The organism is Flavobacterium sp. M31R6, from assembly GCF_013284035.1.
Taxonomy (GTDB): domain Bacteria; phylum Bacteroidota; class Bacteroidia; order Flavobacteriales; family Flavobacteriaceae; genus Flavobacterium.
In genome coordinates this window covers 880,001-904,513 of sequence record NZ_CP054141.1, presented here as the reverse complement: position 1 = coordinate 904,513, position 24,513 = coordinate 880,001, and the positions used below count along the sequence as shown (strand labels likewise).

Annotated in this window: 26 protein-coding genes; 23 read left to right on the top strand and 3 right to left on the bottom strand. The window is 35.6% G+C overall.

The window, feature by feature from the left end:
- Positions 1-11 precede the first annotated feature (11 nt).
- The 10 genes from HQN62_RS03590 (at position 12) to HQN62_RS03545 (ending at position 11,258) form a co-directional block, all read left to right on the top strand.
- Positions 12-407 carry a hypothetical protein gene (locus HQN62_RS03590; RefSeq protein ID WP_173503353.1) on the top strand — a complete coding sequence of 132 codons (396 nt, stop codon included), beginning with the start codon at positions 12-14 and terminating at the stop codon, positions 405-407.
- Entirely contained in the window at positions 352-963 is a 612-nt protein-coding gene (locus HQN62_RS03585; RefSeq protein WP_254454471.1) for an RNA polymerase sigma factor, read from the top strand. Before HQN62_RS03590 ends, HQN62_RS03585 begins: the two co-directional genes overlap by 56 nt.
- Positions 964-1,299: 336 nt before the next feature.
- Positions 1,300-1,809 (top strand): YceI family protein, encoded by a 510-nt coding sequence (locus HQN62_RS03580; RefSeq protein WP_173503352.1) that lies wholly within the window; start codon positions 1,300-1,302, stop codon positions 1,807-1,809.
- 85 nt (positions 1,810-1,894) lie between these two features.
- The gene (locus tag HQN62_RS03575; RefSeq protein WP_173503351.1) at positions 1,895-2,491 is read left to right on the top strand and encodes a TetR/AcrR family transcriptional regulator; all 597 of its coding nucleotides are present in this window, start codon (positions 1,895-1,897) and stop codon (positions 2,489-2,491) included.
- Positions 2,491-3,828, top strand: a complete 1,338-nt coding sequence (locus HQN62_RS03570) for a TolC family protein (protein WP_116796368.1) — start codon at positions 2,491-2,493, stop codon at positions 3,826-3,828. Before HQN62_RS03575 ends, HQN62_RS03570 begins: the two co-directional genes overlap by 1 nt.
- Before the next feature lie 120 nt (positions 3,829-3,948).
- Complete coding sequence (locus HQN62_RS03565; protein WP_116796369.1) at positions 3,949-5,091, top strand: efflux RND transporter periplasmic adaptor subunit; 1,143 nt, start codon at positions 3,949-3,951, stop codon at positions 5,089-5,091.
- Positions 5,092-5,233: 142 nt separating this feature from the next.
- Positions 5,234-8,698: an efflux RND transporter permease subunit gene (locus tag HQN62_RS03560; protein WP_173503350.1), complete on the top strand. Its 3,465-nt coding sequence runs from the start codon at positions 5,234-5,236 to the stop codon at positions 8,696-8,698.
- Positions 8,699-8,860: 162 nt separating this feature from the next.
- Positions 8,861-9,106, top strand: a complete 246-nt coding sequence (locus tag HQN62_RS03555; protein WP_173503349.1) for a type II toxin-antitoxin system ParD family antitoxin — start codon at positions 8,861-8,863, stop codon at positions 9,104-9,106.
- Complete coding sequence (locus tag HQN62_RS03550; RefSeq protein ID WP_173503348.1) at positions 9,107-9,412, top strand: type II toxin-antitoxin system RelE/ParE family toxin; 306 nt, start codon at positions 9,107-9,109, stop codon at positions 9,410-9,412. It begins immediately after the preceding gene.
- 607 nt (positions 9,413-10,019) lie between these two features.
- Positions 10,020-11,258: a TMEM143 family protein gene (locus HQN62_RS03545; protein ID WP_173503347.1), complete on the top strand. Its 1,239-nt coding sequence runs from the start codon at positions 10,020-10,022 to the stop codon at positions 11,256-11,258.
- A 181-nt stretch (positions 11,259-11,439) separates the two neighbouring features.
- On the opposite strand, the gene HQN62_RS03540 is transcribed toward HQN62_RS03545, so the two are convergent.
- From HQN62_RS03540 to HQN62_RS03530, 3 genes are all read right to left on the bottom strand, one after another.
- A complete protein-coding gene (locus HQN62_RS03540; RefSeq protein WP_173503346.1) occupies positions 11,440-11,712 on the bottom strand; it encodes a DUF4242 domain-containing protein in 273 nt (90 codons plus the stop codon).
- A 420-nt stretch (positions 11,713-12,132) separates the two neighbouring features.
- Complete coding sequence (locus HQN62_RS03535; RefSeq protein WP_116796375.1) at positions 12,133-12,495, bottom strand: toxin-antitoxin system YwqK family antitoxin; 363 nt, start codon at positions 12,493-12,495, stop codon at positions 12,133-12,135.
- 210 nt (positions 12,496-12,705) lie between these two features.
- Positions 12,706-13,695: a TlpA family protein disulfide reductase gene (locus tag HQN62_RS03530; protein WP_173503345.1), complete on the bottom strand. Its 990-nt coding sequence runs from the start codon at positions 13,693-13,695 to the stop codon at positions 12,706-12,708.
- 156 nt (positions 13,696-13,851) lie between these two features.
- Between HQN62_RS03530 and aspS the strand changes: the two genes are divergently transcribed.
- The 13 genes from aspS (at position 13,852) to nuoK (ending at position 24,511) form a co-directional block, all read left to right on the top strand.
- A complete protein-coding gene (aspS, locus tag HQN62_RS03525; RefSeq protein ID WP_116796377.1) occupies positions 13,852-15,606 on the top strand; it encodes an aspartate--tRNA ligase in 1,755 nt (584 codons plus the stop codon).
- Between the two features lie 109 nt (positions 15,607-15,715).
- Positions 15,716-15,910, top strand: coding sequence for a cold-shock protein (locus HQN62_RS03520; protein WP_077378011.1), 195 nt, complete (start codon positions 15,716-15,718; stop codon positions 15,908-15,910).
- A 234-nt stretch (positions 15,911-16,144) separates the two neighbouring features.
- On the top strand, positions 16,145-16,510 hold the full coding sequence (locus HQN62_RS03515) for an NADH-quinone oxidoreductase subunit A (protein ID WP_116796378.1): 366 nt from the start codon (positions 16,145-16,147) through the stop codon (positions 16,508-16,510).
- 86 nt (positions 16,511-16,596) lie between these two features.
- Positions 16,597-17,145 carry an NADH-quinone oxidoreductase subunit B gene (locus tag HQN62_RS03510; RefSeq protein ID WP_116796379.1) on the top strand — a complete coding sequence of 183 codons (549 nt, stop codon included), beginning with the start codon at positions 16,597-16,599 and terminating at the stop codon, positions 17,143-17,145.
- A gap of 5 nt (positions 17,146-17,150) precedes the next feature.
- Positions 17,151-17,684, top strand: coding sequence for an NADH-quinone oxidoreductase subunit C (locus HQN62_RS03505; protein ID WP_116796380.1), 534 nt, complete (start codon positions 17,151-17,153; stop codon positions 17,682-17,684).
- A 23-nt stretch (positions 17,685-17,707) separates the two neighbouring features.
- Entirely contained in the window at positions 17,708-18,946 is a 1,239-nt protein-coding gene (locus HQN62_RS03500) for an NADH-quinone oxidoreductase subunit D (RefSeq protein ID WP_173503344.1), read from the top strand.
- Between the two features lie 3 nt (positions 18,947-18,949).
- The gene (locus tag HQN62_RS03495; protein ID WP_173503343.1) at positions 18,950-19,480 is read left to right on the top strand and encodes a complex I 24 kDa subunit family protein; all 531 of its coding nucleotides are present in this window, start codon (positions 18,950-18,952) and stop codon (positions 19,478-19,480) included.
- A 1-nt stretch (position 19,481) separates the two neighbouring features.
- Positions 19,482-20,849: an NADH-quinone oxidoreductase subunit NuoF gene (gene nuoF / locus HQN62_RS03490; protein ID WP_173503342.1), complete on the top strand. Its 1,368-nt coding sequence runs from the start codon at positions 19,482-19,484 to the stop codon at positions 20,847-20,849.
- A 75-nt stretch (positions 20,850-20,924) separates the two neighbouring features.
- Positions 20,925-21,956 carry an NADH-quinone oxidoreductase subunit G gene (locus HQN62_RS03485; RefSeq protein WP_116796384.1) on the top strand — a complete coding sequence of 344 codons (1,032 nt, stop codon included), beginning with the start codon at positions 20,925-20,927 and terminating at the stop codon, positions 21,954-21,956.
- 3 nt (positions 21,957-21,959) lie between these two features.
- Entirely contained in the window at positions 21,960-23,012 is a 1,053-nt protein-coding gene (gene nuoH / locus HQN62_RS03480; protein WP_173503341.1) for an NADH-quinone oxidoreductase subunit NuoH, read from the top strand.
- A 124-nt stretch (positions 23,013-23,136) separates the two neighbouring features.
- Positions 23,137-23,682, top strand: a complete 546-nt coding sequence (locus HQN62_RS03475; RefSeq protein ID WP_173503340.1) for a NuoI/complex I 23 kDa subunit family protein — start codon at positions 23,137-23,139, stop codon at positions 23,680-23,682.
- Positions 23,682-24,191, top strand: a complete 510-nt coding sequence (locus HQN62_RS03470) for an NADH-quinone oxidoreductase subunit J family protein (RefSeq protein ID WP_116796387.1) — start codon at positions 23,682-23,684, stop codon at positions 24,189-24,191. Before HQN62_RS03475 ends, HQN62_RS03470 begins: the two co-directional genes overlap by 1 nt.
- Complete coding sequence (gene nuoK / locus HQN62_RS03465; protein ID WP_077377981.1) at positions 24,191-24,511, top strand: NADH-quinone oxidoreductase subunit NuoK; 321 nt, start codon at positions 24,191-24,193, stop codon at positions 24,509-24,511. The genes HQN62_RS03470 and nuoK overlap by 1 nt, the downstream gene beginning before the upstream one ends.
- Positions 24,512-24,513: the final 2 nt, after the last annotated feature.

Here is a 24,513-nt window from a genome sequence, read left to right as displayed (position 1 = left end):
AAAATTATAAAATGAAAAGAAAAGGTTTTAAAATAGCAGGAATGGTATTGCTTGGCATCGGAGCAGCTGTAGGATTTACTTTTGCAGTAATGTTGTTGTGGAATTCGCTTATTCCTAGCATATTCGGATTGGGAATTATCAGTTTTTGGCAAGCATTGGGATTACTTGTACTTTCACGTCTTTTGTTCGGAGGTTTCGGGCACTCAGGAGGACACCGATTTGGCGGAATGCATCATAGAAAAGGTTTACGTGAAAAATGGACGAGCATGACTCCTGAAGAACGAAAAGAATTCATAAGCAAGCGTAAAGAGCGCATGTGCGGAGGAAGATTTGGTCGCAGAAATTTCTTTGATGATAGCGATTTTGATTTTGAAAGAACTGATTTCGACAAAAAAGATAATGAGTAATAACCAACGGCAGGATGTCGGAACTCTGGTAACAACCTATAAACCTAGATTGAACGCGTTTATCCGTAAACGCGTTTCAAACAAGGAAGACGCAGAAGACATTTTACAGGACGTTTTTTACCAACTGGCAAAAGTGGATACTGCGATGAATCCCATTGAGCAAGTGGCAGCTTGGCTGTACCGGGTAGCTCGCAACATGATAATCAATAAACAAATTAAGAAGCATGAAGAAGAATTACCTTCGTACCAAAACGATGACTATGATGATGTCCTGAAAGATATTTCCGAAATGCTATTCAGTAAACAAACATCACCATCTCCCGAAACAGAGTACTTACGCTCTTTATTGTGGGTGGAACTAGAAGACGCATTGTCAGAATTGCCTCAGGAACAAAGGGAAGTTTTTGAAAAAACGGAATTAGACGGTTTGTCATTCAAAGAAATATCCACAGAAACGGGTATCTCGGTCAACACATTGCTTTCGCGAAAACGGTATGCTGTTTTACATTTGCGAAAGCGATTATCAGAATTGTATGAAGAAATCATTTATTCCTGATTATTTCAACTCATTCATTTAGCGATAGAGAAAATTCTTTACTCTTCCAAAGAGTCATGGGAAATTTACTTAACGTATAGAGACCAACAATGCTAACAAGGTTTAATTAGCTAATTTTTTATTCTTTGTTTCTTCAGGATTTTTTTCATCTAATTAGTTACAGACGTAAAAGATAAAATAGAACAGAGCTCGCCTACATTATAGCACTCTGACCCTGCTAAAAACATAATCATCTAATTTTCAATACAATCAAAATAAAACAGCGGAAACTTATTTTGTTTATAAAGTTTCCTTATCTATATTTGCATTACAAAATTATTACAAAAATCAGAAAACATGAAAAACGAATGGGAAATTGATTCTAACGAATCAGACGTATTGATAAAGACGAGACATTCTTTGATTGACTACATGTCTGGATCCAAAAATAATTTTAAAGGACACGTTGCCATACAAAACAACGAAGTCGAAGATGCCTCCATTGAATTTTCATTGAAAGCGAACGACAAAAATAGAAACTCCGATTTGAAATTAATCGACTTTTTTGACTATGATGAAACTCCTGTCATTGAGTTCAAATCGACTTCTTTTCAAAAGATAAATAAAAACATCAATTTCCTAAAAGGACATTTGACAATCAAAAATATTACAAAGGAAGTGGAATTGGACACCGAATTCATTGGTTACAACAACTACAATGGAGTTCAAAAAGCATCATTTGAAATTACGGGAAACATCAACCGAAAGGATTTTGGACTGAATCATAATACCTATTTTAATAATGGAGGATACGCCGTTGGTTCTGACATTAAACTTATAGCCAATTTAGAATTCGTTCATCAATAAAATCGATAAAAATCCAATTTGACTGAATATATTTCTTTTACACTTTTACATTAACCAACTAACTTACAACCACATATAGAACAAAATGAAAGAAAAAATCATATCCAAAGCAAGTGATTTATTTTTAAAACTTGGTTTTAAAAGTGTCACTATGGATGATATTGCTGGTGAAATGTGCATTTCCAAAAAAACGATTTATAAATATTTTTGCAACAAAGAAATATTGATCGAAGAAAGCACGGAAATGGTTCACAAAACCGTTCATGAAGTCATAAATACCATTGTTGCCAAAGATTACAATGCGATTGAAGAGAATTTTGAGATTCGGAAAATGTTTAAGGAAATGTTTCAGGCCACAGATACTTCTCCATTATACCAATTGAAAAAACATTATCCCGAAATCTATCAAAAGGTAATTAACAGAGAATTGGACGAATGTAATATGTGTTTCAAACAAAACATAGAAAAAGGGATTCAACAAGATTTATACCGAAATGATTTGGACATTGATGTTTATGTGAAATTTTATTACTCGTTAATTTTTAGTATCAAGGAGAACACTATTTCCGAAAGAGAAGCTACAAAACTCGAACTACAGGCACTGGAATACCACACCAGAGCGATGGCAACACCAAAAGGAATAGCCGAACTTGAAAAACAATTACTTAAAACCAATATATAATGAAGAATATATTCATTCTAACCCTTACCCTTTTGGCTTTGAGCGTCAAGGCACAAGACTCGCCTAAGAGTTACAGCTTTACATTACAGCAAGCCATAGACCATGCTCTCGAAAATAATTACTCGGCTATCAATTCTGGTCGCGATATCGAAGCGGCCAGAGAAAAAAAATGGGAAACTACCGCAATGGGTTTGCCGCAAATTAATGCCGGTGTGGATTTTACCAATAATTTTGTGTTACAAAAATCGGTAATTCCTGCTGAATTCGCTGGAGGAAAACCTGGAGACTATATCGAAGTTGCCTTTGGAACCAAATACAATATGGTAGCTCATTCCACTTTAAGCCAACTTATTTTTGACGGTTCTTACATAGTGGCACTTCAGGCTTCAAAAACCTATTTGGCTTATTATGAAAACGCCAAAAGAAGATCGGATATTGACATCAAAGAAATGGTTATCAACTCTTATGGAAATGTGTTATTGGCCCAAGAAAACATAGCAATCCTAGAAAAAAACATTGCTTCCCTACAAAAAACGTTGAACGACACCAAAGCCATTTACAAAAATGGTTTAATCGAAGAAGAAAGTGTTGAACAACTGGAAATAACATTAGCTTCATTGGAAAGCACCTTAAATTATAACAAGCGCTTACTGGATATCACCTATAAAATGCTAAAAATTAATTTGGGTATTGACATTAATGACCAAATCACATTAACCGACAAATTAGATATTCTGACCATACAAAATATGGACCTTTCTTTTTCCAATACCGAATTTGACGTGAACAGTAATATCAATTATAGAATAGCCACCAATTTTGAAGAACAAAGAACATTAGAATACAAACTTCAAAGAAGCAAAGCTTTACCTTCACTGGAAGCAAAAGTTAATTTTGGGTATACCGCTTTTAAAGATGAGTTTGATTTTTTTAGCCAAAACCAAAACTGGTTTAACTATTCGAATATCGGACTTGGTCTGAATGTTCCTATTTTCAGCAGTTTGGCCAGAAGCTCCAGAACACAACAGGCCAAAATTGCTTTGGATCAAGCAAAAACGGTTTTAAGTGAAACTGAACAAAAATTAAAATTGCAATATGCTACCGCAAAAAGCGAATACGAATACAGCATCGCCGATTATGAAACCGCAAAAAGCAATTTGAATCTGGCAGAAAGAATTGAGAAAAAACAGCAAATTAAATTTACCGAAGGACTTTCAACCAGTTTTGATTTCAATGATGCTCAACGTCAATTGTATAGTGCTCAACAAAAGTACCTGCAAACGATGGTTAACATCATCAACAAAAAAGCCAGTTTAGAAAAAATTACCACTAAATAACGACACTACCATTAAATATAAACATATGAAATCGCCACTAACAGAAAGTTTGTTGCAAACAAACCCCAATAAACAAAAGGCGATAACATATATCACCTCTAACAAATAAATTCTACATATATGAAAAAGATACTAATCTTAACCACCCTTTCAATTGTATTGATTGCCTGTAATTCATCCGAGAAAAACCAATCAGTCGAGAGTATCATTGCATCCAAAGACGCAAAAGCATTAACCGCAAAAAAAGCCGAACTGCAAACGCAACTTACCCAAATTGACGAAGCATTGGCTACTTTGGATGTAAACAAAGAAGTAGAAGCGTTGGTTACTGCCGTAAAATTGAAAGACACTTTATTCAACCATTATCTTGAAGTACAAGGAAATATTAATACCAATGAAAATGTATTGATTCAACCTGAATTTCCAGGAAACTTAGTGGAGTTGAATGTAAAAGCGGGACAAAAAGTAAGCAAAGGGCAAGTTTTAGGACGCACGGATGATGGAGGTATGAGTCAACAATTGGCCAGTGCCGAAAATCAATATGCTCTTGCCAAAACTACTTTTGAGCGTCAAAAAAATCTATGGAGTCAAAAGATTGGTTCTGAAATCCAATACCTTCAGGCTCAAACCCAAATGATTTCTGCTCAAAAATCAGTAGCCCAAATCAAAGCTCAAATAGCCAAAACAGTAATCAGAGCGCCGTTTTCAGGAACTATTGATGAACTTTTTGTTGAAAAAGGAGAAGTTGTTTCAGCCAGTCCAAAAGGATTAATGCGAATCGTAAATCTAGGCAATATGTATGTTTCCACTTCTATTCCGGAAACGTATATCGGAAAACTAAAAATCGGTACCGAAGTGGATGTATACTTATCTTCATTGGGCAAAACCTACAAAGGAAAAGTGCGTCAAATAGGTAATTTCATCAATCCAAACAACAGAAGTTTCGGAATCGAAGTTAGTGTTCCAAATCCAGAAAATTTATTGCGTCCTAACCAAGTGGCCAAACTGAAAGTGATTGATTATGTTAGCAAAAATGCTGTGGTTGTTCCAACAAATGTGATTCAACAGGATTCAAAGAAAAACAACTTTGTATATACCGTAGCCAACTCAACCGGAAAAACAGGTATTGCCAAAAAAGTGATTGTTACAATAGGACAGTCCTCAGACAATGTAACCGAAATCCTAAGCGGTTTGGATGCAGATGCCATAATAGTTACTGAGGGGATGAACACCATTTCGGATGGGATGAAATTAAACTTTTAAAGATTTTAGATTGATGATTAACGATTTTAGATTGCAGATTTTGCTACCTAAAATCGTTATTCAAATTAGCAAATCTTATATCATATTGATTACGAAACATACATCAAAAATCTAAAATCGTTAATCTAAAATCTCAAATCAAATGAGCCATCAAAGTAAAGAATTCGGAATATCAAGTTGGGCTGTCGAAAATCGCGTTACAGTATATATCTTGACTTTATTGATTGTAATCACTGGAGTTATTGCCTATGTTACGATGCCTCGAGAGGATTTTCCGGAAATTATAGAAAATAAAGTTTACATCTCATCTGTTTTCCCAGGAAACTCAGCTGAGGATGTAGAGAAATTAATCATCAAACCTCTTGAAAAGGAAATCAAGAACATTAGTGGAGTAGATAAAATTACGTCTAGCTCTTTCCAAGATTACGGAATGATTATCGTTGAATTTGAAGATAAGGTTACCATCTTGGATGCCAAAACCAAAATTAAGGACAAAGTAGATATCGTAAAAGCAGATACCGACTGGCCAAATCTTGACAATGGAAGTAAAGTAGAACCAAGCGTATTTGAATTGAACATTTCGGAGGAAGTGCCAATTCTGAACATCAATTTACAAGGAAACTACACCACCCAACAACTTAAAAAATATGGAGAGTTGCTTCAAGATGATATTGAAGAAATTCCTGAAGTAAAAAAAGTAGACATTCTGGGTGTTGATGATAAAGAAGTGGAAATTGCCGTTGACATTTTTAAAATGACAGCTGCACAAGTTTCTTTTGACGACATTCAAAATGCAGTGAAATACGAGAATATGACACTTTCGGGAGGGAATTTAATTTCTCAAGGATCTAGAAACAACATTAGAATTGTGGGTGAAATCAAAGATCCGAAAGAACTGGAAAACATCATTGTAAAACACAATGGAGGAACAGTTTACCTGAAAGATATTGCAGTTGTTAAGTTCAAAGAAAAAGAAAAAACGACTTATGCCCGTGAGAAAGGATCCGAAGTGGTGATGTTGAACGTGAAGAAACGTTCGAATCAAAATATGATTTCGGCTATTGAACAGGTTAAAGAAAAAATTAAAGAAGCCCAAGCATCCTATTTGCCATCCAACTTAAAAATTGAATTGACAAACGATCAATCTTCACGTGTTGAGCACCAGGTTGACGAATTATCCAATCACATCATCTTCGGGATTGTGTTGGTAATGATCGTATTGATGTTTACAATGGGGCTTAGAAACTCTTTGTTTGTCGGAGCTGCCATTCCATTATCGATGTTAATGGCGTTTAGTATTCTTTCGGCATTTGGACTGACCTTGAATACTATGGTACTTTTCGGCTTGGTTATGGGACTGGGAATGTTGGTGGATGACGGTATCGTGGTGGTTGACAACGTATTTGCCAATATGAAAAAGGGAATGCCTCGTGTTCAGGCTTCCAAAATAGGTATTGGTGAAATCGCCTGGCCAGTTATCGCTTCGACCGCAACGACTTTAATGGCATTCTTGCCTTTTGCTTTGTGGCCGGGAACAATGGGTAAATTTATGAAGTATTTCCCAATGACATTAACCGTAACATTATCAGCTTCGCTGTTTGTTGCGATGGTTGTCAATGCGGCTATGACGGGTGGCTCGATGGAAATTGAAGACAAAAATGTAACTAAAAAATCTGCAAAAATATACTCGATCATTTTTACGATTATAGCAGTTATTTTTGTTCTTCTGGGGAATATTTATGATTCTAAATTGGCAAGAGCAATTGGGCATTTAGCGATACTGTCTTTTGTATTTATGTGGTTATACAAATTAAAATTGTACCAATGGACGCAAGATTTCCAACACAGCTTTTTCCCGAGAATGGAAGATAAGTACAAAACATTTTTGGCCAAAATTTTAACCAAAAAAAGAGCTTGGATTGCCCTACTGGGAATTATCGGAATGTTATTTTTCTCTTTCGTGCTTTTGGGGATATTCCCTAGAAAAGTATTGTTCTTCCCAGATAACATCCCGAATCAGGTAATCGCCTATATCGAATACCCGCAAGGAACCGATATTACTAAAACCAATAAGGCTACGCTATTTGTGGAGAAACAGGTGATTTCTATTTTGAGCAAATATGTAGATCCAAAAACAAACAAAAACTACTTGGCCGAATCAATCGTGTCCCAAGTGGGTGTTGGTGCTGGAAATCCAAATGTGGATGCGGGATCGGCCTCCGAAACTCCTTTCAAAGGGAAAGTAACGGTGAATTTTTCTGAGTTCAAATTCAGAAGAGGAATCAACACCGCCGATATCCTAGAAGAAATTAGAGGTAAAGTAAAAGGAATTGCTGGAGCTACCGTAACAGTCGAAAAAGATGCCAATGGACCACCAGCCGGTTATCCAATCAGTATTCAGTTGACAGGAATTGATTATGACGAAATGTTGAAAGAAGCTGACAAGATGATCACTTTTATCAATTCTAAAAACATACCCGGAATTGAGCGTTTGAGTATTGATGTCAATAAAGAAAGTCCGGAACTTGAGGTAAAAGTGGACCGTGTAAGCGCAGGAAGTTTAGGAGTTTCGACAGGGCAATTGGGATTCAATTTGCGTCGTTCCGTATATGGGCAGGAAATCTCGACATATAAAGAAGGCGATGATGATTACAACATCACTATGCGTATGCAGGATGACCAACGCAAGAACGAAAACATATTGTTCAATCAGTCCTTGACGTTCCGAAACCAAACCAACGGACAAATGATGCAAGTACCTATTTCTGCCGTTTCGGAAACAGAGAAAACAACCACGTACAACCAAATCAAAAGAAAAAACCAAAAACGTATTATGACGGTTTATTCCAATGTTTTGACTGGTTACAATGCCGATGAAATTACCAAGCAAATTGCAGCTGATTTAAAAGGCTATCACTTACCAAAAACTGTTACCTATTCCTTTTCGGGAGTACAGGAAGAGCAAGGTAAAAACCAAAGCTTCCTGTTCTATGCACTGTTTTTGGCTTTGTCCGGAATCACCATCATCATCGTGTTACAGTTTAATTCGGTTTCCAAAACTATGGTTATCCTCTTTACGGTATTGCTGAGTTTCAGTGGAGTATTTTACGGTTACGTGATTGCTAATATGGATTTCGTGATCCTGATGACGATGATGGGAATCATTTCTCTCGCGGGTATTGTGGTGAAGAACGGAATCGTATTAATGGATTTCTTTGTTTTATTATTGGACAAAAAAGTAGCCGATAACCATTTGGAAAGCCACGACGACCTTACTATAGAAGAAATCAAGGAAGTAATCATCGAATCCGGTAAATCAAGGTTGCGTCCTGTATTGCTAACCGCCTTGACGGCTGTATTGGGATTGATCCCGCTGGCCATCGGACTAAATTTTGACTTCTTCTCCTTAATAACCGACTTGAATCCGCACATTTTTATGGGAGGAGACAACGTGATTTTCTGGGGACCTTTGGCCTGGACGATCATCTTTGGACTGACCTACGCCACGGTATTAACTTTGGTAATGGTACCCGTAATGTTCTATTTGGTGAAAAGAATGAAATATTGGTTGAGAGATCGAAGAAAAGCTGAACCTATCGAAATATAGACTTTGAAATCTTTATAAAAAACCACCTGAAATTTGATTTTGGGTGGTTTTTTATTTTTTTGTAGGAATGGAATGAGTCCGATTAAAAGATATGATGTAAAAAAAAAATGTAAAAACACATTGCTAAAATACCAATACTTGGTATCTTTGATAAAAAAGATTATGGCACGAAATACTTCTATATTATTAGGCGATCATTTTGAAAATTTTATAAATGAGCAAATTTCCTCTGGAAAATATAGTTCTGTAAGTGAGGTTGTAAGAACTGCTTTGAGAGTTTTTGAGCAAGAAGAGAACAAAACAAAATCTTTAATCAACGAACTTAAAATTGGTGAAAAAAGTGCTAAGATTAAAAATTTTGACCGCAAAAAAAATCTTGAGCAACTTAAAGCAAATTTCAGAACATAGATGCCAAGATATATAATAAGCGAGAAAGCTCTTGACGACATTAACAAAATTTGGATTTACATCGCTGAAAACTGGTCTATTGAGCAAGCAGACCGCTACTATAATTTGCTTTTTGACGAAATCGAATATATAGTTGATAATTTTGAAATGGCACGTGATTTTGGGAATGTCAGAAAAAATTATAGATGTTCAAAAGTAAAATCTCATTTAGTCTTTTTTAAGAAAATAGAATCTAATGAAATCGAGGTCATCAGGATTTTACATGAAAGAATGGATATTGAAACCCAATTGAGCATCCAACTTTGAAGATTCATATATAAATAGCCCACGCCGCAAAGTCTCTTGACTTTGCGTTTTTTTAAGCTCTTAAAAAATCATAAACGTGATAAAAGTCTCCCTATGTCCCTTCACTGTGTTTTGAGAATCGAGCACCATAATAATATTAGGGCATACCTCTCGATTTTGTAGGCGTCACCATCATTTTTGATAGGCACACCTGTCTTTTTAATAGGCGTGCCTATCGATTTTATAAGTGTCACCTTTGATTTTGATAGGTGTGCCTATTGGATTGTTTAGGCAAGCCATAGCTTTAGATAGGCTCACCTATGGTTTTGGTAGGCAAGCTACCAAAACCCCGATGGCGCAAATTTCTATCCTCCCAGTTTTTCCAAAAAATCACCTTTGCCAGCCCTTTAGCCCTGATGGAAGAGGCATCCCGTCCCGTCTTTTTTTGACGGGACGAGATATAGCGGACAGCAGGAACGATGCCTCCCGATAAAGCCTATTGTTTCGCTCCTCATTCAGATGATTATTGAAACAGTGGAAGAATTGATATTGAAAAATTAAAGATTTCGGCTTTTGTGTTTTACCTTTGCCGGACTTAAAAAAGTCCCATTAAAGCCCTGAATTCAATATGCAACTAGAACACTATATCCCATTTGATAAGGAATTCTTACTCGAAGAACAACTGGCGGAATACGCAGGTGATGAAAAGCAGGCTGAGGATTTCAAAAAGCTGTTTGATATCATTGAGCATTATTTCCACTATGAAGCTTTTAACCTAATCCGTAATTTGAAACAAAATTATGCCTTGTTTGATCCGGACATAAATCCAAAAGAACGCGAGGCATTTGTTGGCAAAAGTGACATTTCGCTTTTCAAAGAGACGCTGCTTAAAGTTTTGGACCGAGGCAATTATAGCCGAGTGGATCAGGAAACTCTGGATAAGGCTTTTCAAGATTCGGATTTGATTGGTTTGAAATTGGACATTAACATTGCCGATTATAAAGAATACGGATTGTATGTTAGAGGTCAGCATAAAGCAAAAGAAAAGGTTTCCAAATACTTTTTTTGGAAGAAGGAAATAGAGATCGAATATTATGATCGCGTGATGATTTACCTTAATTACCACGAGGCCGATTATTATAAGGAAAAGAAAAACCGTTCGAACAAAATGCCGATTGATCCTGGCACCATCGTCTTGAAAATCTTCAAACGAGTTCCCAAAAACGATGTTGAAACGATATTCCCGAATGCAGTTCCGATGATGTCCACAACCGACAAGCTATTATTGTGGGTTCCGGGTCTTGTGGGTGGAATTTCTTTATTGAGTGCCAAAGTAATTCCGGCACTGATTAAAATGCAATCGGCCGTTGAATCTGGTGAAACAATAGATTTGCTAAACAGTAAAACGTCGCTAAATCAAGGTTTGATCGCACTTGGAATATTGGGTGCGTACTTATTCCGTCAATACAACAACTTTGTGAACAAGAAGATAAAGTATTCGAAAATGCTTTCGGATAGTCTTTATTTCAAAAATATAGGAAATAATAGCGGTGCGTTTTATTCTTTATTAAACTCTTCGGAAGAAGAAGTGCTTAAGGAAACTATCTTGGCCTACTCCTTTTTGAACAGAAGCGAAACTCCGATAACAGAAGAAGAACTCGATCACCAAATTGAATCTTGGTTTAAAACAAAACACAATACAGACCTTGACTTTGATGTTAAAGATGCTTTATTTAAATTAAAAAACACCGGACTTGGTTCTGAAACCAATGGCAAATGGTCAGTTATTCCTTTGGACAAGGCACTCATTAGAATAGACGAGATATGGGATGGGGTTTTTGAGTACAATCAATTGGTTACAAACTAAGGGCAAACGGATGAGTTGGTTTTACCGCAGATTCGCAGATTATTTTCTTTAAAAGCAGAACTTCTAATTATAAAATCTGCGAATCTGCGGTTGAATTTTTACTTAGGATTACCTTGGCTAAAAACACAAAAAAGGAGAAAATCGAACGAATTTCTCCTTTTCCAAAATAAGCCATAACTTGCTACTCCGCAGTAACCGGGTCGATAATTTCCGAAACAAGACTTATTTTATTGGCTGGAAACCCACCCTTATCGGCATGTTCCTTAATCATTTCTGCGTTTGGAGCAATGTAAACACAATAAATTTTGTCATCAGTCACATAACTGTGTTTCCACTGTATTTCTGGCCCCATTTTTCTTAAGACATCACAAGACGTATTTGATATCTCTTTTAATTGTGCTGGTGTTAAATTCCCTGCGTTTGGAATTTCCCTTTCAATAACATACTTTGGCATACTAATCAGATTAAAAAATTAGAATAAAATAATTATATAAAATCTCTTTCAAGTTCCCTTTGAAATAAGCAAAAGGAATAAAGAGTTTTATGCAGAAAGGGGCGATACACACAATTGCTTTTTAGGATCAATAAACTTTAAAAAGCACTAGAACAGTCAAAATCGGCTAATACAGTAACCCATAAAAGCCGATTTCTTGGCAAACGCAAACTTTATAATTTAGAGCTCTGACAAATAGATATTTAAAACTAACTGATTCTCTATTTCACTCTAAACCATATGTTGAATTCCTATAATAAAGGTACAATAAATACAATAAAACGAGTTCGAACTTAACAAAGTTATAACACACAAAAGAGCAATAAAAAAAGGAGAAAATCAATAATGACTTTCTCCTTTTCTTAAATTAACTATGTATTGCTACTCGTTTGAAGTTGCAAAAGCATCTTGTCTCCAATTTTTAACTTTTTCAACTTTGTTGTTGGAGAAATCTACTTCGCTAAGACTATTTTTTCCATCTATTTGAGACCAGAAAAACCATTTGCCTGTTTTTACACCAGCAACATATTCTCCTGAGGAAGTTTTATCTCCGGATTCATTATAGGAAACCCAGATTCCTTCTAATTTACCATTTTCAAAGTAGCCTTCTTGTTGCACTTGCCCATTTTCATAAAAATAGGTGGCTTTGATTTTTTTGCCGAATGGCTCTAAAACGGGTTTCGCATCTTGTGCAAAAATAACCCCTGAGAATAATACCGCTACTAAAATTACAAGCTTTTTCATATCGTTAGTTTTTAATTGTTTACATCTTATATACCAAAATTAGAAACAAAATTTACATTAAAAAAACATTTTGGTAACAATTTAGTAACACAGACGAAAGCTTAACATTGGAAAATTTCATAAAACAAAAAAACCAACGCTCAAGCATTGGTTTTTCTGGTATTTTAGAAGATATTTAAAATTAAACCCAACATTATACTTATGGGGGAATTATTTCAATAAAGTATCTAATTGTGTCTGTAATTCTGCAGATGAAGGTCTATCAGCATCTGGATTTAAAATATTTCCGTTTGGATCAATTAATATAAATCTCGGGATTCCGTTTACACCATAACTTTTTACAAATTCAGATTCCCAATCCTTATCTGCAAATAATTGAACTCCTCCTAAATTTTTATCAGCAACAAATTTTTTCCATTTTTCAATATCTTTTGCTTTGTCAATCGAAATACTCACAAACTCGATATTCTTTCCGTGGTATTTCTCTTCAATTTTTTGAAGAAAAGGTATTTCAGCTCTACAAGGTCCGCACCATATTGCCCAAAGATCTATGTAAACATATTTACCTTTTAAATCAGAAAGTTTGGTTTTTCCTCCTTTATGATTTTCATAATCAAATTCAGGAGAAGAATTCCCAACCATTTTATTTGCTTTAAGTACTCTTTCATTTTCTTGTGAAGCAAATTCATTAAAACGTACAAAATTACTTTTCATAGCAGTTATAAATTCCGGATCGAAAGATCCTTTCTCCAAACTTTCAATATCTGCTTTTTTCTTAGACTCAAATAACACAGCAAATTCCGCAGGCTCTTTAGCAAAAGCCTCTTCAAGTTTTTCATTCCTTAAAGCCTGTTGTGCCAGAAAATTACTTTCGTTTACACCTTTACCTTTATAAACAATAGTTTCATCAAATTCCTTGGCATTCATTGTTAGAGTAATGTCTGAATTTGGTTTTAAATATAATCTCGAAGATTCAACCCCATCAGAAAACACATAAAATCCTTTTGGAGCATCAAAAGAAGCCACAAAGATTTCCTTTTTGTTAATCGGAATAACTTGTTTAAAATCTTTTCCCTGAATGACTAAAGTGTCACTATTTCTATTTGCAATTTTAGCTGTAAATTTAATTTGATCTTTGGCTTGACCGATAACATTCAAAGCGCCAAAAAGCAATAGGCTACTGACAAAAATTTTCTTCATATACTTTAAAGTTTGTTTTTAGTTATCAAATCTAAAGAAATAAGAGTAGTGAAATTTAATAATTAACAAAAACTTTAAAATTAAAACCCCTCAGATTATCACTTTACTATTTTAATTTGAATTTTGTGTTTACTTTTGCAGTCTAAAATTTATATCATGTACAGAAGTCATAATTGTGGCGAATTAAACGCCTCACATATCAATACAGAAGTTACACTTGCCGGTTGGGTTCAAAAATCTAGAGATAAAGGATTTATGAATTGGGTAGATTTACGCGACCGTTATGGAATTACACAATTGATTTTTGACGAAAGTCGTTCTATAAAAGAAGTTTTTGAAGCTGCCAAAACACTGGGTCGTGAATACGTGATTCAAGTAAAAGGAACTGTTATTGAGCGTGAAGCCAAAAACAAAAACATTCCTACAGGTGAAATTGAAATTTTAGTAACTGAACTGAATATTTTAAATGCCGCTTTAACTCCTCCGTTTACCATTGAAGATGAAACTGACGGTGGTGAAGACATCCGAATGAAATACCGTTACCTGGACATTCGAAGAAATCCGGTAAAAAACAGTTTGCTTTTCCGTCACAAAGTGGCAATGGAAGTGCGTAAATATCTTTCGGATCTTGATTTCTGTGAAGTGGAAACTCCTTATTTAATCAAATCTACTCCAGAAGGAGCTAGAGATTTTGTTGTTCCATCCCGTATGAATGAAGGACAATTCTATGCGTTGCCACAATCTCCACAAACTTTCAAACAATTATTGATGGTAGGTGGAATGGATAAATATTTCCAAATCGTGAAATGTTTCCGTGACGAGGATTTACGTGCAGACAGACAACCAGAGTTTACACAAATTGACTGCGAAATGGCTTTTGTGGAGCAAGAAGACATTTTAAATGTATTTGAAGGTTTGACCCGTCATTTGCTAAAAGAAATAAAAGGTATCGAAGTAGACAAATTCCCAAGAATCACTTACGATTATGCCATGAAAACATACGGAAATGACAAACCGGACATTCGTTTCGGAATGGAATTTGGTGAATTGAACGAATTTGCACAACATAAAGATTTCCCAGTTTTCAATGCAGCCGAATTGGTTGTGGGAATAGCAGTTCCTGGAGCTGGAAATTATACCCGTAAAGAAATTGACGCCTTGATTGACTGGGTAAAACGTCCACAAGTAGGCGCCAGCGGAATGGTTTATGCAAAATGTAACGATGATGGAACTTTCAAATCATCTGTAGATAAATTCTACGATCAGGAAGACTTGACTAATTGGGCAAAAACAACAGGAGCAAAACCTGGTGATATGATTTTTGTGCTTTCTGGACCAGCAGACAAGACAAGAGCACAATTAAGTGCCTTACGTATGGAATTAGCAACTCGTTTGGGATTAAGAAATCCAGCCGAATTTGCACCTCTTTGGGTTGTAGATTTCCCATTATTGGAATTTGATGAAGAAAGCGGTCGCTACCACGCAATGCACCATCCATTTACTTCTCCGAAACCGGAAGATATGCACTTATTGGAAACAGATCCTGGAAAAGTTCGTGCCAATGCTTATGACATGGTTTTGAACGGAAATGAAATTGGAGGAGGTTCAATTCGTATTCACGACAAAGCGACACAACAATTAATGTTTAAATATTTAGGCTTTACAGAAGAAGAAGCAAAAGCACAATTTGGCTTCCTAATGGATGCTTTCCAATTTGGAGCACCTCCTCACGGTGGTTTAGCTTTTGGATTGGACCGTCTAGTCGCTATTTTAGGTGGACAAGAGACTATTCGTGATTTTATTGCATTCCCAAAAAACAACTCGGGAAGAGACGTAATGATTGACGCTCCGTCAGTTATTGATGAATCACAATTAAAGGAATTACATATTAAATTAAATTTAACAAATTAGGCGAAAAGGTTGAATATCAATAATTTTAGAAAAAAATTATTGCGAGAATGATTTTCGTATTAGATTAAAGATTACATTTGCCTCATTATAAATTATTATTACTATTACAATGCGTACAGGTACAGTTAAATTTTTCAATGAATCTAAAGGTTACGGATTCATTACAGACGAAGAAACAGGAAAAGACATTTTTGTTCATGCATCAGGAATCAACGCGGAAGAATTACGCGAAGGTGACAGAGTAAGCTATGAAGAGGAAGAAGGAAGAAAAGGTAAAGTTGCTGCTAAAGTTGCAGTTCTTTAAGCATAAAAATAGTTACATATTTTTTGCAAAAAGCGTCTAAAAAACGTTCCGATTAGTTTCGGAACGTTTTTTTTTTCGCCTATCCCAAAAAACAGCAGGCATTGTCTTTATTTATAATCATTAAAAATTAGGATTATATTAAGTTAATGTCCTCACTAAATTCGTTGCAAAACTTGTGTTTTAAATACACTAAAGCTATCTTTGTGGCTTAATTTAAAGCAAAATTTGACAATTATGCAATCTGAACAATTAAACTATATCCCTGTCTTCATGCAGCTTGTTTTGGCTGTAGGATTTGTCATAGCTATCATCATAATTTCAGGCAAGCTTGGGCCAAAAAGATCATCGGAAAATAAAGACAAAAACTTCGAATGTGGTATCGAATCTGTAGGAAATGCTAGAATTCCCTTTTCGGTAAAATATTTCTTAGTTGCTATTTTATTTGTTCTTTTTGATGTCGAGGTGATATTTTTATATCCTTGGGCGGTGAACTTCAAAGAGTTAGGAATTGAAGGAATGCTAAAAATGATTATCTTTATGATGCTTCTTTTGGTTGGTTTTTTCTATATCATCAAGAAGAAAGCTTTAGAGTGGGAATAAAATATTTTAAATTATAAATCTTGAATTATAAATTAATTGAAACATTCAAATTTTAAAATTCAACATTCAAAATAAAAAAAAATAAAATGAGCGATTCAAAAATAAATATGGTAGCCCCTCCGGAAGGTGTTGTTGGTGAAGGATTCTTTGCTACAAAACTGAATGATGTCGTAGGATTAGCTCGTGCCAATTCGCTTTGGCCTTTACCTTTTGCAACCTCATGTTGCGGAATCGAATTTATGGCAACAATGGCTTCGCATTATGATTTGGCCCGTTTTGGTTCTGAAAGAGTGAGTTTCTCACCTCGTCAAGCCGACATGTTATTGGTAATGGGAACAATTTCAAAAAAAATGGCTCCGATTTTACGTCAAGTGTACGAACAAATGGCAGAACCTAGATGGGTTATTGCTGTTGGAGCTTGTGCTTGTTCAGGAGGAATTTTTGATACTTATTCTGTATTACAAGGAATTGACAAGGTAATTCCAGTAGACGTGTACGTTCCTGGTTGCCCTCCTCGTCCAGAACAAATTGTAGATGGGGTTATGAGGTTACAAGACTTAGTAAAAAGCGAATCTGTAAGAAGAAGAAGTTCACCAGAGTACCAAGAATTATTGGCATCTTATAATATTCAATAAGTAAAATGGCTTTAGAAACAACAGAAATTCAAGATAAATTAGTAGAAACTTTTGGTTCAAAGGTTTTAGGATTCAATCAAGATAGAGACATTTTTGCATTTGAAGCGGATTCAGACATTATAACTGCTGTAATTCTTTATTTAAAAAATGATCCTACTTTGCGTTTTCACTTTTTGACTGATTTATGTGCGGTACATTACCCTGACAATGAAGAAAACAAACAGTTCGCTGTAGTTTATCATTTGCATAATTGGTATGAAAACAAACGCATCCGAATTAAAGCATTCATAAATGGATCAAATCCGGAAATTAAAAGTATTTCAAATATCTTTTTGTGCGCCAATTGGATGGAAAGAGAAACTTATGATTTCTTCGGAATCAATTTTATTGGACATCCACAATTAAAACGCATTTTAAACATGGACGAGATGATTTCTTTCCCAATGCGTAAAGAATTCCCGATGGAAGACAGCGGAAGAACCGACAAAGACGATAGGTATTTTGGAAGAACAACAATCAACCAAGAGCTAAAAAAATAAATATAATTTTTCACATTAGATAAATGTCAGAACTATTATTACCACCAAAGCATCGCTATGCTAAAATAATCAAAGAGAGACACAATGAAGACGGAAGCGAGCTTTCTATTCTGAATTTAGGTCCTACACATCCTGCTACGCACGGTATTTTTCAAAATATCTTGTTGATGGATGGTGAAAAAATTCTTGATGCAGAACCAACCATTGGTTACATCCACAGAGCTTTTGAAAAAATTGCCGAAAATCGTCCTTTTTACCAAATCACCCCACTTACTGACAGAATGAACTATTGTTCATCACCTATCAACAATATGGGATGGTGGATGACCCTTGAAAAACTTCTGGACATTAAAGTTCCTAAAAGAGTTGATTATTTAAGAGTTATTGTAATGGAGTTGGCTCGTATTACAGACCACTTGATCTGTAATTCAATTCTGGGTGTGGACACTGGAGCTTATACAGGTTTCCTTTATGTATTCCAATTCAGAGAAAAAGTATACGAAATCTACGAAGAAATTTGTGGAGCGCGTCTTACTACCAACATGGGAAGAATCGGTGGATTCGAAAGAGATTGGTCACCAGAAGCCTTTAGAAAACTAGACGATTTTCTAAGAGATTTTCCAGTCGCATGGAAAGAATTCGAAAACTTGTTCGAAAGAAACAGAATTTTTATAGACCGTACTGTAAATGTAGGTGCCATAACTGCAGAAAAAGCAATGGCTTATGGATTTACAGGTCCAAATTTACGTGCAGCCGGAATTGATTACGATGTACGTGTTGCACAACCATACAGTTCATACGAAGATTTTGATTTCATCGTTCCAGTAGGAAAATCGGGAGATACATATGATCGTTTTTGCGTTCGAAATGCTGAAGTTTGGGAAAGTTTAAGCATTATCCGTCAAGCATTGGATAAAATGCCGGAAGGAAATGAATACCACGCTGATGTTCCTGAATATTACCTTCCTCCAAAAGAAGATGTTTACACAAGTATGGAATCTTTGATATACCATTTCAAAATTGTGATGGGCGAAGTTCCTGTTCCAGTTGCCGAAATTTACCATCCTGTTGAAGGTGGAAATGGAGAAATAGGCTTTTATTTGGTTACAGACGGAAGCAGAACTCCTTATAGATTACACTTCAGAAGACCTTGTTTTATTTATTATCAAGCCTATCCAGACATGATTAAAGGTTCAATGTTATCTGATGCCATTGTTATTTTATCAAGTTTAAATGTTATTGCTGGAGAATTAGACGCATAAATTATGGTACACACACATTACAAACAAGAAATAAACATGACAGAAGCATTGATGTCCCGCATCAATGAATTAATCAGTCATTATCCTGAAGACAAAAGAAAATCAGCTTTACTTCCCGTTTTACACGAAGTTCAAGACGCTCACGACAATTGGTTGAGTATTGAATTGCAAGATAAAGTTGCCGAAATTCTACAAATCAAACCTATCGAAGTGTATGAAGTGGTTACTTTTTACACCATGTATAATCAAAGACCAATTGGCAAATACATGTTTGAGTTTTGCCAAACTTCGCCTTGTTGCTTAAACGGTGTTGAGGATTTAATGGATTATACTTGTGAAAAATTAGGCGTTCAAGTGGGAGAACCTACAGCTGACGGTCTTTTTGAAGTAAGAGGCGTTGAATGTTTAGGTGCTTGTGGTTATGCTCCGATGATGCAATTGGGAGATTTTTACAAAGAACATTTGACGGCAGCAAAAATCGACCAACTAATTGCCGATTGTAAAGACGATAAAATAATATTACACGATAAATAAGATGTCACAAAAAATATTATTAGATAAAATCAATATTCCTGGGATTAAAACCTATGAAGTTTACCGTCAAAATGGTGGTTATGCTTCGGTAGAAAAAGCTTTAAAAACCTTAACTCCTGACGAAGTAGTAGAAGAAGTAAAAACTTCAGGATTACGCGGTCGTGGTGGTGCTGGTTTCCCTGCCGGAATGAAATGGAGTTTTATTGATAAAAAATCAGGAAAACCAAGACATTTGGTTTGCAACGCCGATGAGTCTGAGCCAGGGACATTCAAAGATCGTTATTTGATGGAATTTATTCCTCACTTATTGATTGAAGGAATGATTACTTCAAGTTATGCTTTGGGTGCCAACCTTTCCTATATCTACATTCGCGGAGAATATATGTGGGTTTTCAAAATATTGGAAAGAGCCATTGCTGAAGCAAAAGCAGCTGGTTTTTTAGGAAAAAATATATTAGGTTCTGGATTTGATTTAGAATTACATGTTCATTGTGGTGCCGGAGCTTATATCTGTGGTGAAGAAACTGCTTTGATTGAATCGTTGGAAGGAAAAAGAGGAAACCCTCGTATCAAACCGCCATTCCCTGCCGTTTCTGGGCTTTGGGCTAATCCAACCGTAGTAAATAACGTAGAGACTATCGCAGCTGTGCCGTGGATTGTAAATAATTCAGGTGCGGATTATGCCAAAATTGGTATCGGTAGATCTACTGGAACCAAATTAATCTCTGCTTCAGGGCATATCAAAAACCCTGGTGTTTATGAAATTGAATTGGGATTAAGTGTTTATGAATTCATGAACTCTGATGAATATCTTGGTGGAATGAGTTCTGACCGTCCATTGAAAGCTTTTGTGCCTGGAGGAAGTTCTGTTCCTGTTTTACCGGCACATTTAATTTATAAAACTGCAGCAGGCGAAGATCGTTTGATGTCTTACGAATCCTTAAGTGATGGTGGTTTTGCCACTGGATCAATGTTGGGTTCAGGAGGATTTATCGTTTACAACGACACCTCTTGTATTGTTCGTAATACTTGGAATTTCTCTCGTTTTTACCACCACGAAAGTTGTGGACAATGTACTCCATGTAGAGAAGGTACAGGTTGGATGGAAAAAGTATTGCATAGAATTGAAAACGGACACGGACGCGAAGAAGATATTGACTTGTTATTGAGTATTCAAAGCAAAATAGAAGGAAACACAATCTGTCCACTTGGTGACGCAGCAGCTTGGCCTGTAGCCGCGGCGATTCGTCACTTTAGAGATGAATTTGAATACCATATTCGTTTTCCAGAAAAAATAAAAAAGAGAGACCATTTTGTTGCAGAACCTTTTGAAAAAGTGAAGCATTTAGTAAGCAAAGAAACAGTTTAAAAATGTTTAAAGTTTAAAGTTTAAAGTTCTAGCAACTTGAAACTTTAAACCTGAAACTTTCAAACAAAAATAATAATGAAAGTAACCATAGACGGTCAAGAAATTGAAGTAGAAGCAGGAACAACGATCTTGCAGGCTGCGCGTATGATTGGTGGAGATGTTGTTCCGCCAGCGATGTGCTATTATTCTAAACTAAAAGGGAGCGGTGGAAAATGCCGTTGTTGCTTAGTGGATGTAACCAAAGGTAGTGACGCTGACCCAAGACCTATGCCAAAATTGATGGCATCTTGTGTAACAGGCTGTCAAGACGGAATGGAAATCGCCAGTAAAGCATCTCCAAGAGTTCAGGAAGCCAGAAAATCAGTAACAGAATTTTTGTTAATCAATCACCCATTAGATTGCCCAATTTGTGATCAAGCTGGAGAATGTGATTTGCAAAATTTAAGCTTCGAACACGGAAAATCAGCATCCCGTTTTATTGAAGAAAAAAGAACTTTTGAACCTGAAGACATCGGTCCGAACATTCAATTGCACATGAATCGTTGTATTTTATGTCAAAGATGTGTTCAAGTAGCCGATCAATTGACTGACGATAGAGTGCATGGAGTAATGGATCGCGGTGATCATGCTAATATCTCCACTTGTATTTCAAAAGCGATAACTAATGAGTTCTCTGGAAATATGATTGATGTTTGTCCAGTTGGTGCTTTGACTGATAAAACTTTTAGATTCAAATCAAGAGTTTGGTTTAACAAGCCTTATAACGCACATAGAGAATGTACAACACCAGGATGTTGTGGAAAAACAACGGTTTGGATGTTTGGAAACGAAATCCAACGTGTTACAGGTCGCAAAGATGAGTTTCATGAAGTAGAAGAATTCATTTGTAACACTTGTCGTTTTGACAAAAAAGAAGTTTCTGACTGGGTAATTGAAGGACCACGTGAATTTGAAAAAGATTCGGTTATCAATCAAAATAACTACACTCAAAAATTAGAAAAAGTAGAAATTGCTACTGAGAAAAATATTCTTTTGGGTAGAGATCAAGACAGAAAAAAAATAAGTATGGCCGCCAATCCTTTGGACACTAACACTCAAAAATCTTAAGAAATGGAAAGTACATTTATTATAGAAAAGAGTGTTGTTATTGTAGTGGTTTTTGCTCTTACCATGCTAATGGCCATGTATTCTACATGGGCAGAACGTAAAGTAGCTGCTTGGTTGCAAGACAGAATTGGGCCAAACAGAGCTGGACCATTGGGATTATTCCAACCACTTGCCGATGGTTTGAAATTGTTCTCGAAGGAAGAATTTGAACCAAACACACCTAATAAATTTTTATTTTTTGTAGGACCAGGTATCGCGATGGCTACAGCCTTGATGACAAGTGCCGTTATTCCATGGGGAGACAAATTACACTTATTCGGAAGAGATATTTTATTGCAGGCAACTGATGTAAACGTTGCCATATTGTATGTTTTTGGAGTTGTTTCTCTGGGAGTTTATGGAATTATGATTGGTGGATGGGCTTCTAACAACAAATTCTCTTTGATGAGTGCTATTAGAGCTGCTTCGCAAATGGTTTCTTATGAAGTAGCTATGGGATTGTCCATAATCGCTTTGATTATGATGACAGGAACTTTGAGCCTAAAAGAAATTTCATTACAGCAATCGGAATGGCATTGGAATGTATTGTATCAGCCGCTTACTTTTTTAATTTTCTTGATTTGTTCTTTTGCGGAATTAAACAGAACTCCTTTTGATTTGGCGGAATGTGAATCGGAATTAATTGGTGGGTACCACACAGAATATTCCTCTATGAAAATGGGATTCTACTTATTTGCTGAATATGCAAATATGTTTGTTTCATCCACTATTTTGGCTGTTTTGTTTTTTGGTGGATATAATTATCCTGGCATGGGATGGGTATTGGAAAACTGGGGAGTAAATATTGGCAACGTATTAGGAATGGCTGCGCTGTTCATTAAATTATGTGGTTTTATTTTCTTTATCATGTGGGTTCGTTGGACAATACCAAGATTTAGATATGACCAATTGATGCATTTGGGATGGAGAATTTTGATTCCACTTGCTATTATCAATATTATGATTACAGGAGTTGTGCTTTTGAGAAGTGAAATAGCTGTTTATTTCGGATTTTAATAGAACCAAGACACGATGTTAACGGGGACTAGCCCTGATAGAAGTGGAAATCCTTTTATGTTTCTCTTTAAAACATAAAAGATTGCAACGGATAGCAGGATTAGCTACAAATAAAAAATATAAAATGTCAATAGAAACTATATCCTTATCAGGAAGAAAAAAAATGGTCTCCAACAAGGAGATGACTTTTTTGGAACGCATGTATCTGATTGCGATTGTAAAAGGTTTGATCATTACACTGAAGCATTTATTCAGAAAAAAAGCAACGATTCAATATCCTGAACAAGTTCGTGAGATGAGTCCTGTATATCGTGGACAGCATATGTTGAAACGCGATGAACAAGGTAGAGAAAATTGTACTGCGTGCGGATTATGCGCTTTGTCTTGTCCTGCTGAAGCTATTACAATGAAAGCAGGTGAGCGTAAAGCTGATGAAATGCATTTGTACAGAGAAGAAAAATATGCTGAAATCTATGAAATCAATATGTTGAGATGTATTTTTTGTGGACTTTGTGAAGAAGCTTGTCCAAAAGATGCTATTTACTTGACTATCTCCAAAGAATTGGTTCCTGCTAGTTATGACAGGGAATCTTTCATTTTTGGAAAAGACAAATTGGTTATGCCACTAGAAATGGCTTTGAAAAATACTCAACTTAAAAACGCTAACTAATGTCAACGGTACTTATTCTATTTTGCGTATTGTCTGCAATCACATTGCTAACAGCATTTTTAACTATTTTTAGTAGAAATCCAATACATAGTGCTATTTACTTAGTGATTTGTTTTTTCTCTATAGCAGGCCATTATTTATTATTGAACGCTCAATTCTTGGCTATTGTTCACATTATTGTCTATTCTGGAGCGATTATGATTTTATTGCTGTTTACCATAATGTTAATGAATCTTAATGAAGCCGACGAAGTTCATAAACCGAGATTCACAAGGTTAGGTGCTATTGTTTCCTTTTGTTTGGTTTGTTTGGTTTTGATAAAAATATTTATCAACTCTAAACCTATTGTTGAATATGATTATACGGGTGAGGATTACCAATCGATAAAAGTTCTTGGAAAAGCATTATTGAATGAATATATGGTGCCTTTTGAATTTGCTTCTATTCTATTATTGGTAGCAATGATTGGATCTGTATTATTGTCTAAAAAAGAAAAATTAGAAAAATAATGAACAATATTTTAACTCAAATTGGTATAGAGAACTATATCTTCCTGTGTGTAACACTTTTTTGTATTGGGATTTTTGGGGTTTTATACAGACGAAATGCGATCATTGTGTTTATGTCCATTGAAATCATGTTGAACGCCGTTAACTTATTATTTGTGGCTTTCTCAACTTACCACCAAGATGCACAAGGACAAGTATTCGTATTTTTCTCCATGGCGGTAGCGGCGGCGGAAGTTGCAGTAGGACTGGCCATATTAGTTTCGATATTTAGAAATATTGGATCAATTAGCATCGATAATTTAAAAAACTTAAAAGGATAAAT

Bases quoted from the DNA above. Each gene is read 5' to 3' on its own strand.
- HQN62_RS03590 (WP_173503353.1), top strand. From the start codon at position 12: ATGAAAAGAAAAGGTTTTAAAATAGCAGGAATGGTATTGCTTGGCATC.
- HQN62_RS03585 (WP_254454471.1), top strand. From the start codon at position 352: ATGATAGCGATTTTGATTTTGAAAGAACTGATTTCGACAAAAAAGATA.
- HQN62_RS03580 (WP_173503352.1), top strand. From the start codon at position 1,300: ATGAAAAACGAATGGGAAATTGATTCTAACGAATCAGACGTATTGATA.
- HQN62_RS03575 (WP_173503351.1), top strand. From the start codon at position 1,895: ATGAAAGAAAAAATCATATCCAAAGCAAGTGATTTATTTTTAAAACTT.
- HQN62_RS03570 (WP_116796368.1), top strand. From the start codon at position 2,491: ATGAAGAATATATTCATTCTAACCCTTACCCTTTTGGCTTTGAGCGTC.
- HQN62_RS03565 (WP_116796369.1), top strand. From the start codon at position 3,949: ATGAAAAAGATACTAATCTTAACCACCCTTTCAATTGTATTGATTGCC.
- HQN62_RS03560 (WP_173503350.1), top strand. From the start codon at position 5,234: ATGAGCCATCAAAGTAAAGAATTCGGAATATCAAGTTGGGCTGTCGAA.
- HQN62_RS03555 (WP_173503349.1), top strand. From the start codon at position 8,861: ATGGCACGAAATACTTCTATATTATTAGGCGATCATTTTGAAAATTTT.
- HQN62_RS03550 (WP_173503348.1), top strand. From the start codon at position 9,107: ATGCCAAGATATATAATAAGCGAGAAAGCTCTTGACGACATTAACAAA.
- HQN62_RS03545 (WP_173503347.1), top strand. From the start codon at position 10,020: ATGCAACTAGAACACTATATCCCATTTGATAAGGAATTCTTACTCGAA.
- HQN62_RS03540 (WP_173503346.1), bottom strand. From the start codon at position 11,712: ATGCCAAAGTATGTTATTGAAAGGGAAATTCCAAACGCAGGGAATTTA.
- HQN62_RS03535 (WP_116796375.1), bottom strand. From the start codon at position 12,495: ATGAAAAAGCTTGTAATTTTAGTAGCGGTATTATTCTCAGGGGTTATT.
- HQN62_RS03530 (WP_173503345.1), bottom strand. From the start codon at position 13,695: ATGAAGAAAATTTTTGTCAGTAGCCTATTGCTTTTTGGCGCTTTGAAT.
- aspS (WP_116796377.1), top strand. From the start codon at position 13,852: ATGTACAGAAGTCATAATTGTGGCGAATTAAACGCCTCACATATCAAT.
- HQN62_RS03520 (WP_077378011.1), top strand. From the start codon at position 15,716: ATGCGTACAGGTACAGTTAAATTTTTCAATGAATCTAAAGGTTACGGA.
- HQN62_RS03515 (WP_116796378.1), top strand. From the start codon at position 16,145: ATGCAATCTGAACAATTAAACTATATCCCTGTCTTCATGCAGCTTGTT.
- HQN62_RS03510 (WP_116796379.1), top strand. From the start codon at position 16,597: ATGAGCGATTCAAAAATAAATATGGTAGCCCCTCCGGAAGGTGTTGTT.
- HQN62_RS03505 (WP_116796380.1), top strand. From the start codon at position 17,151: ATGGCTTTAGAAACAACAGAAATTCAAGATAAATTAGTAGAAACTTTT.
- HQN62_RS03500 (WP_173503344.1), top strand. From the start codon at position 17,708: ATGTCAGAACTATTATTACCACCAAAGCATCGCTATGCTAAAATAATC.
- HQN62_RS03495 (WP_173503343.1), top strand. From the start codon at position 18,950: ATGGTACACACACATTACAAACAAGAAATAAACATGACAGAAGCATTG.
- nuoF (WP_173503342.1), top strand. From the start codon at position 19,482: ATGTCACAAAAAATATTATTAGATAAAATCAATATTCCTGGGATTAAA.
- HQN62_RS03485 (WP_116796384.1), top strand. From the start codon at position 20,925: ATGAAAGTAACCATAGACGGTCAAGAAATTGAAGTAGAAGCAGGAACA.
- nuoH (WP_173503341.1), top strand. From the start codon at position 21,960: ATGGAAAGTACATTTATTATAGAAAAGAGTGTTGTTATTGTAGTGGTT.
- HQN62_RS03475 (WP_173503340.1), top strand. From the start codon at position 23,137: ATGTCAATAGAAACTATATCCTTATCAGGAAGAAAAAAAATGGTCTCC.
- HQN62_RS03470 (WP_116796387.1), top strand. From the start codon at position 23,682: ATGTCAACGGTACTTATTCTATTTTGCGTATTGTCTGCAATCACATTG.
- nuoK (WP_077377981.1), top strand. From the start codon at position 24,191: ATGAACAATATTTTAACTCAAATTGGTATAGAGAACTATATCTTCCTG.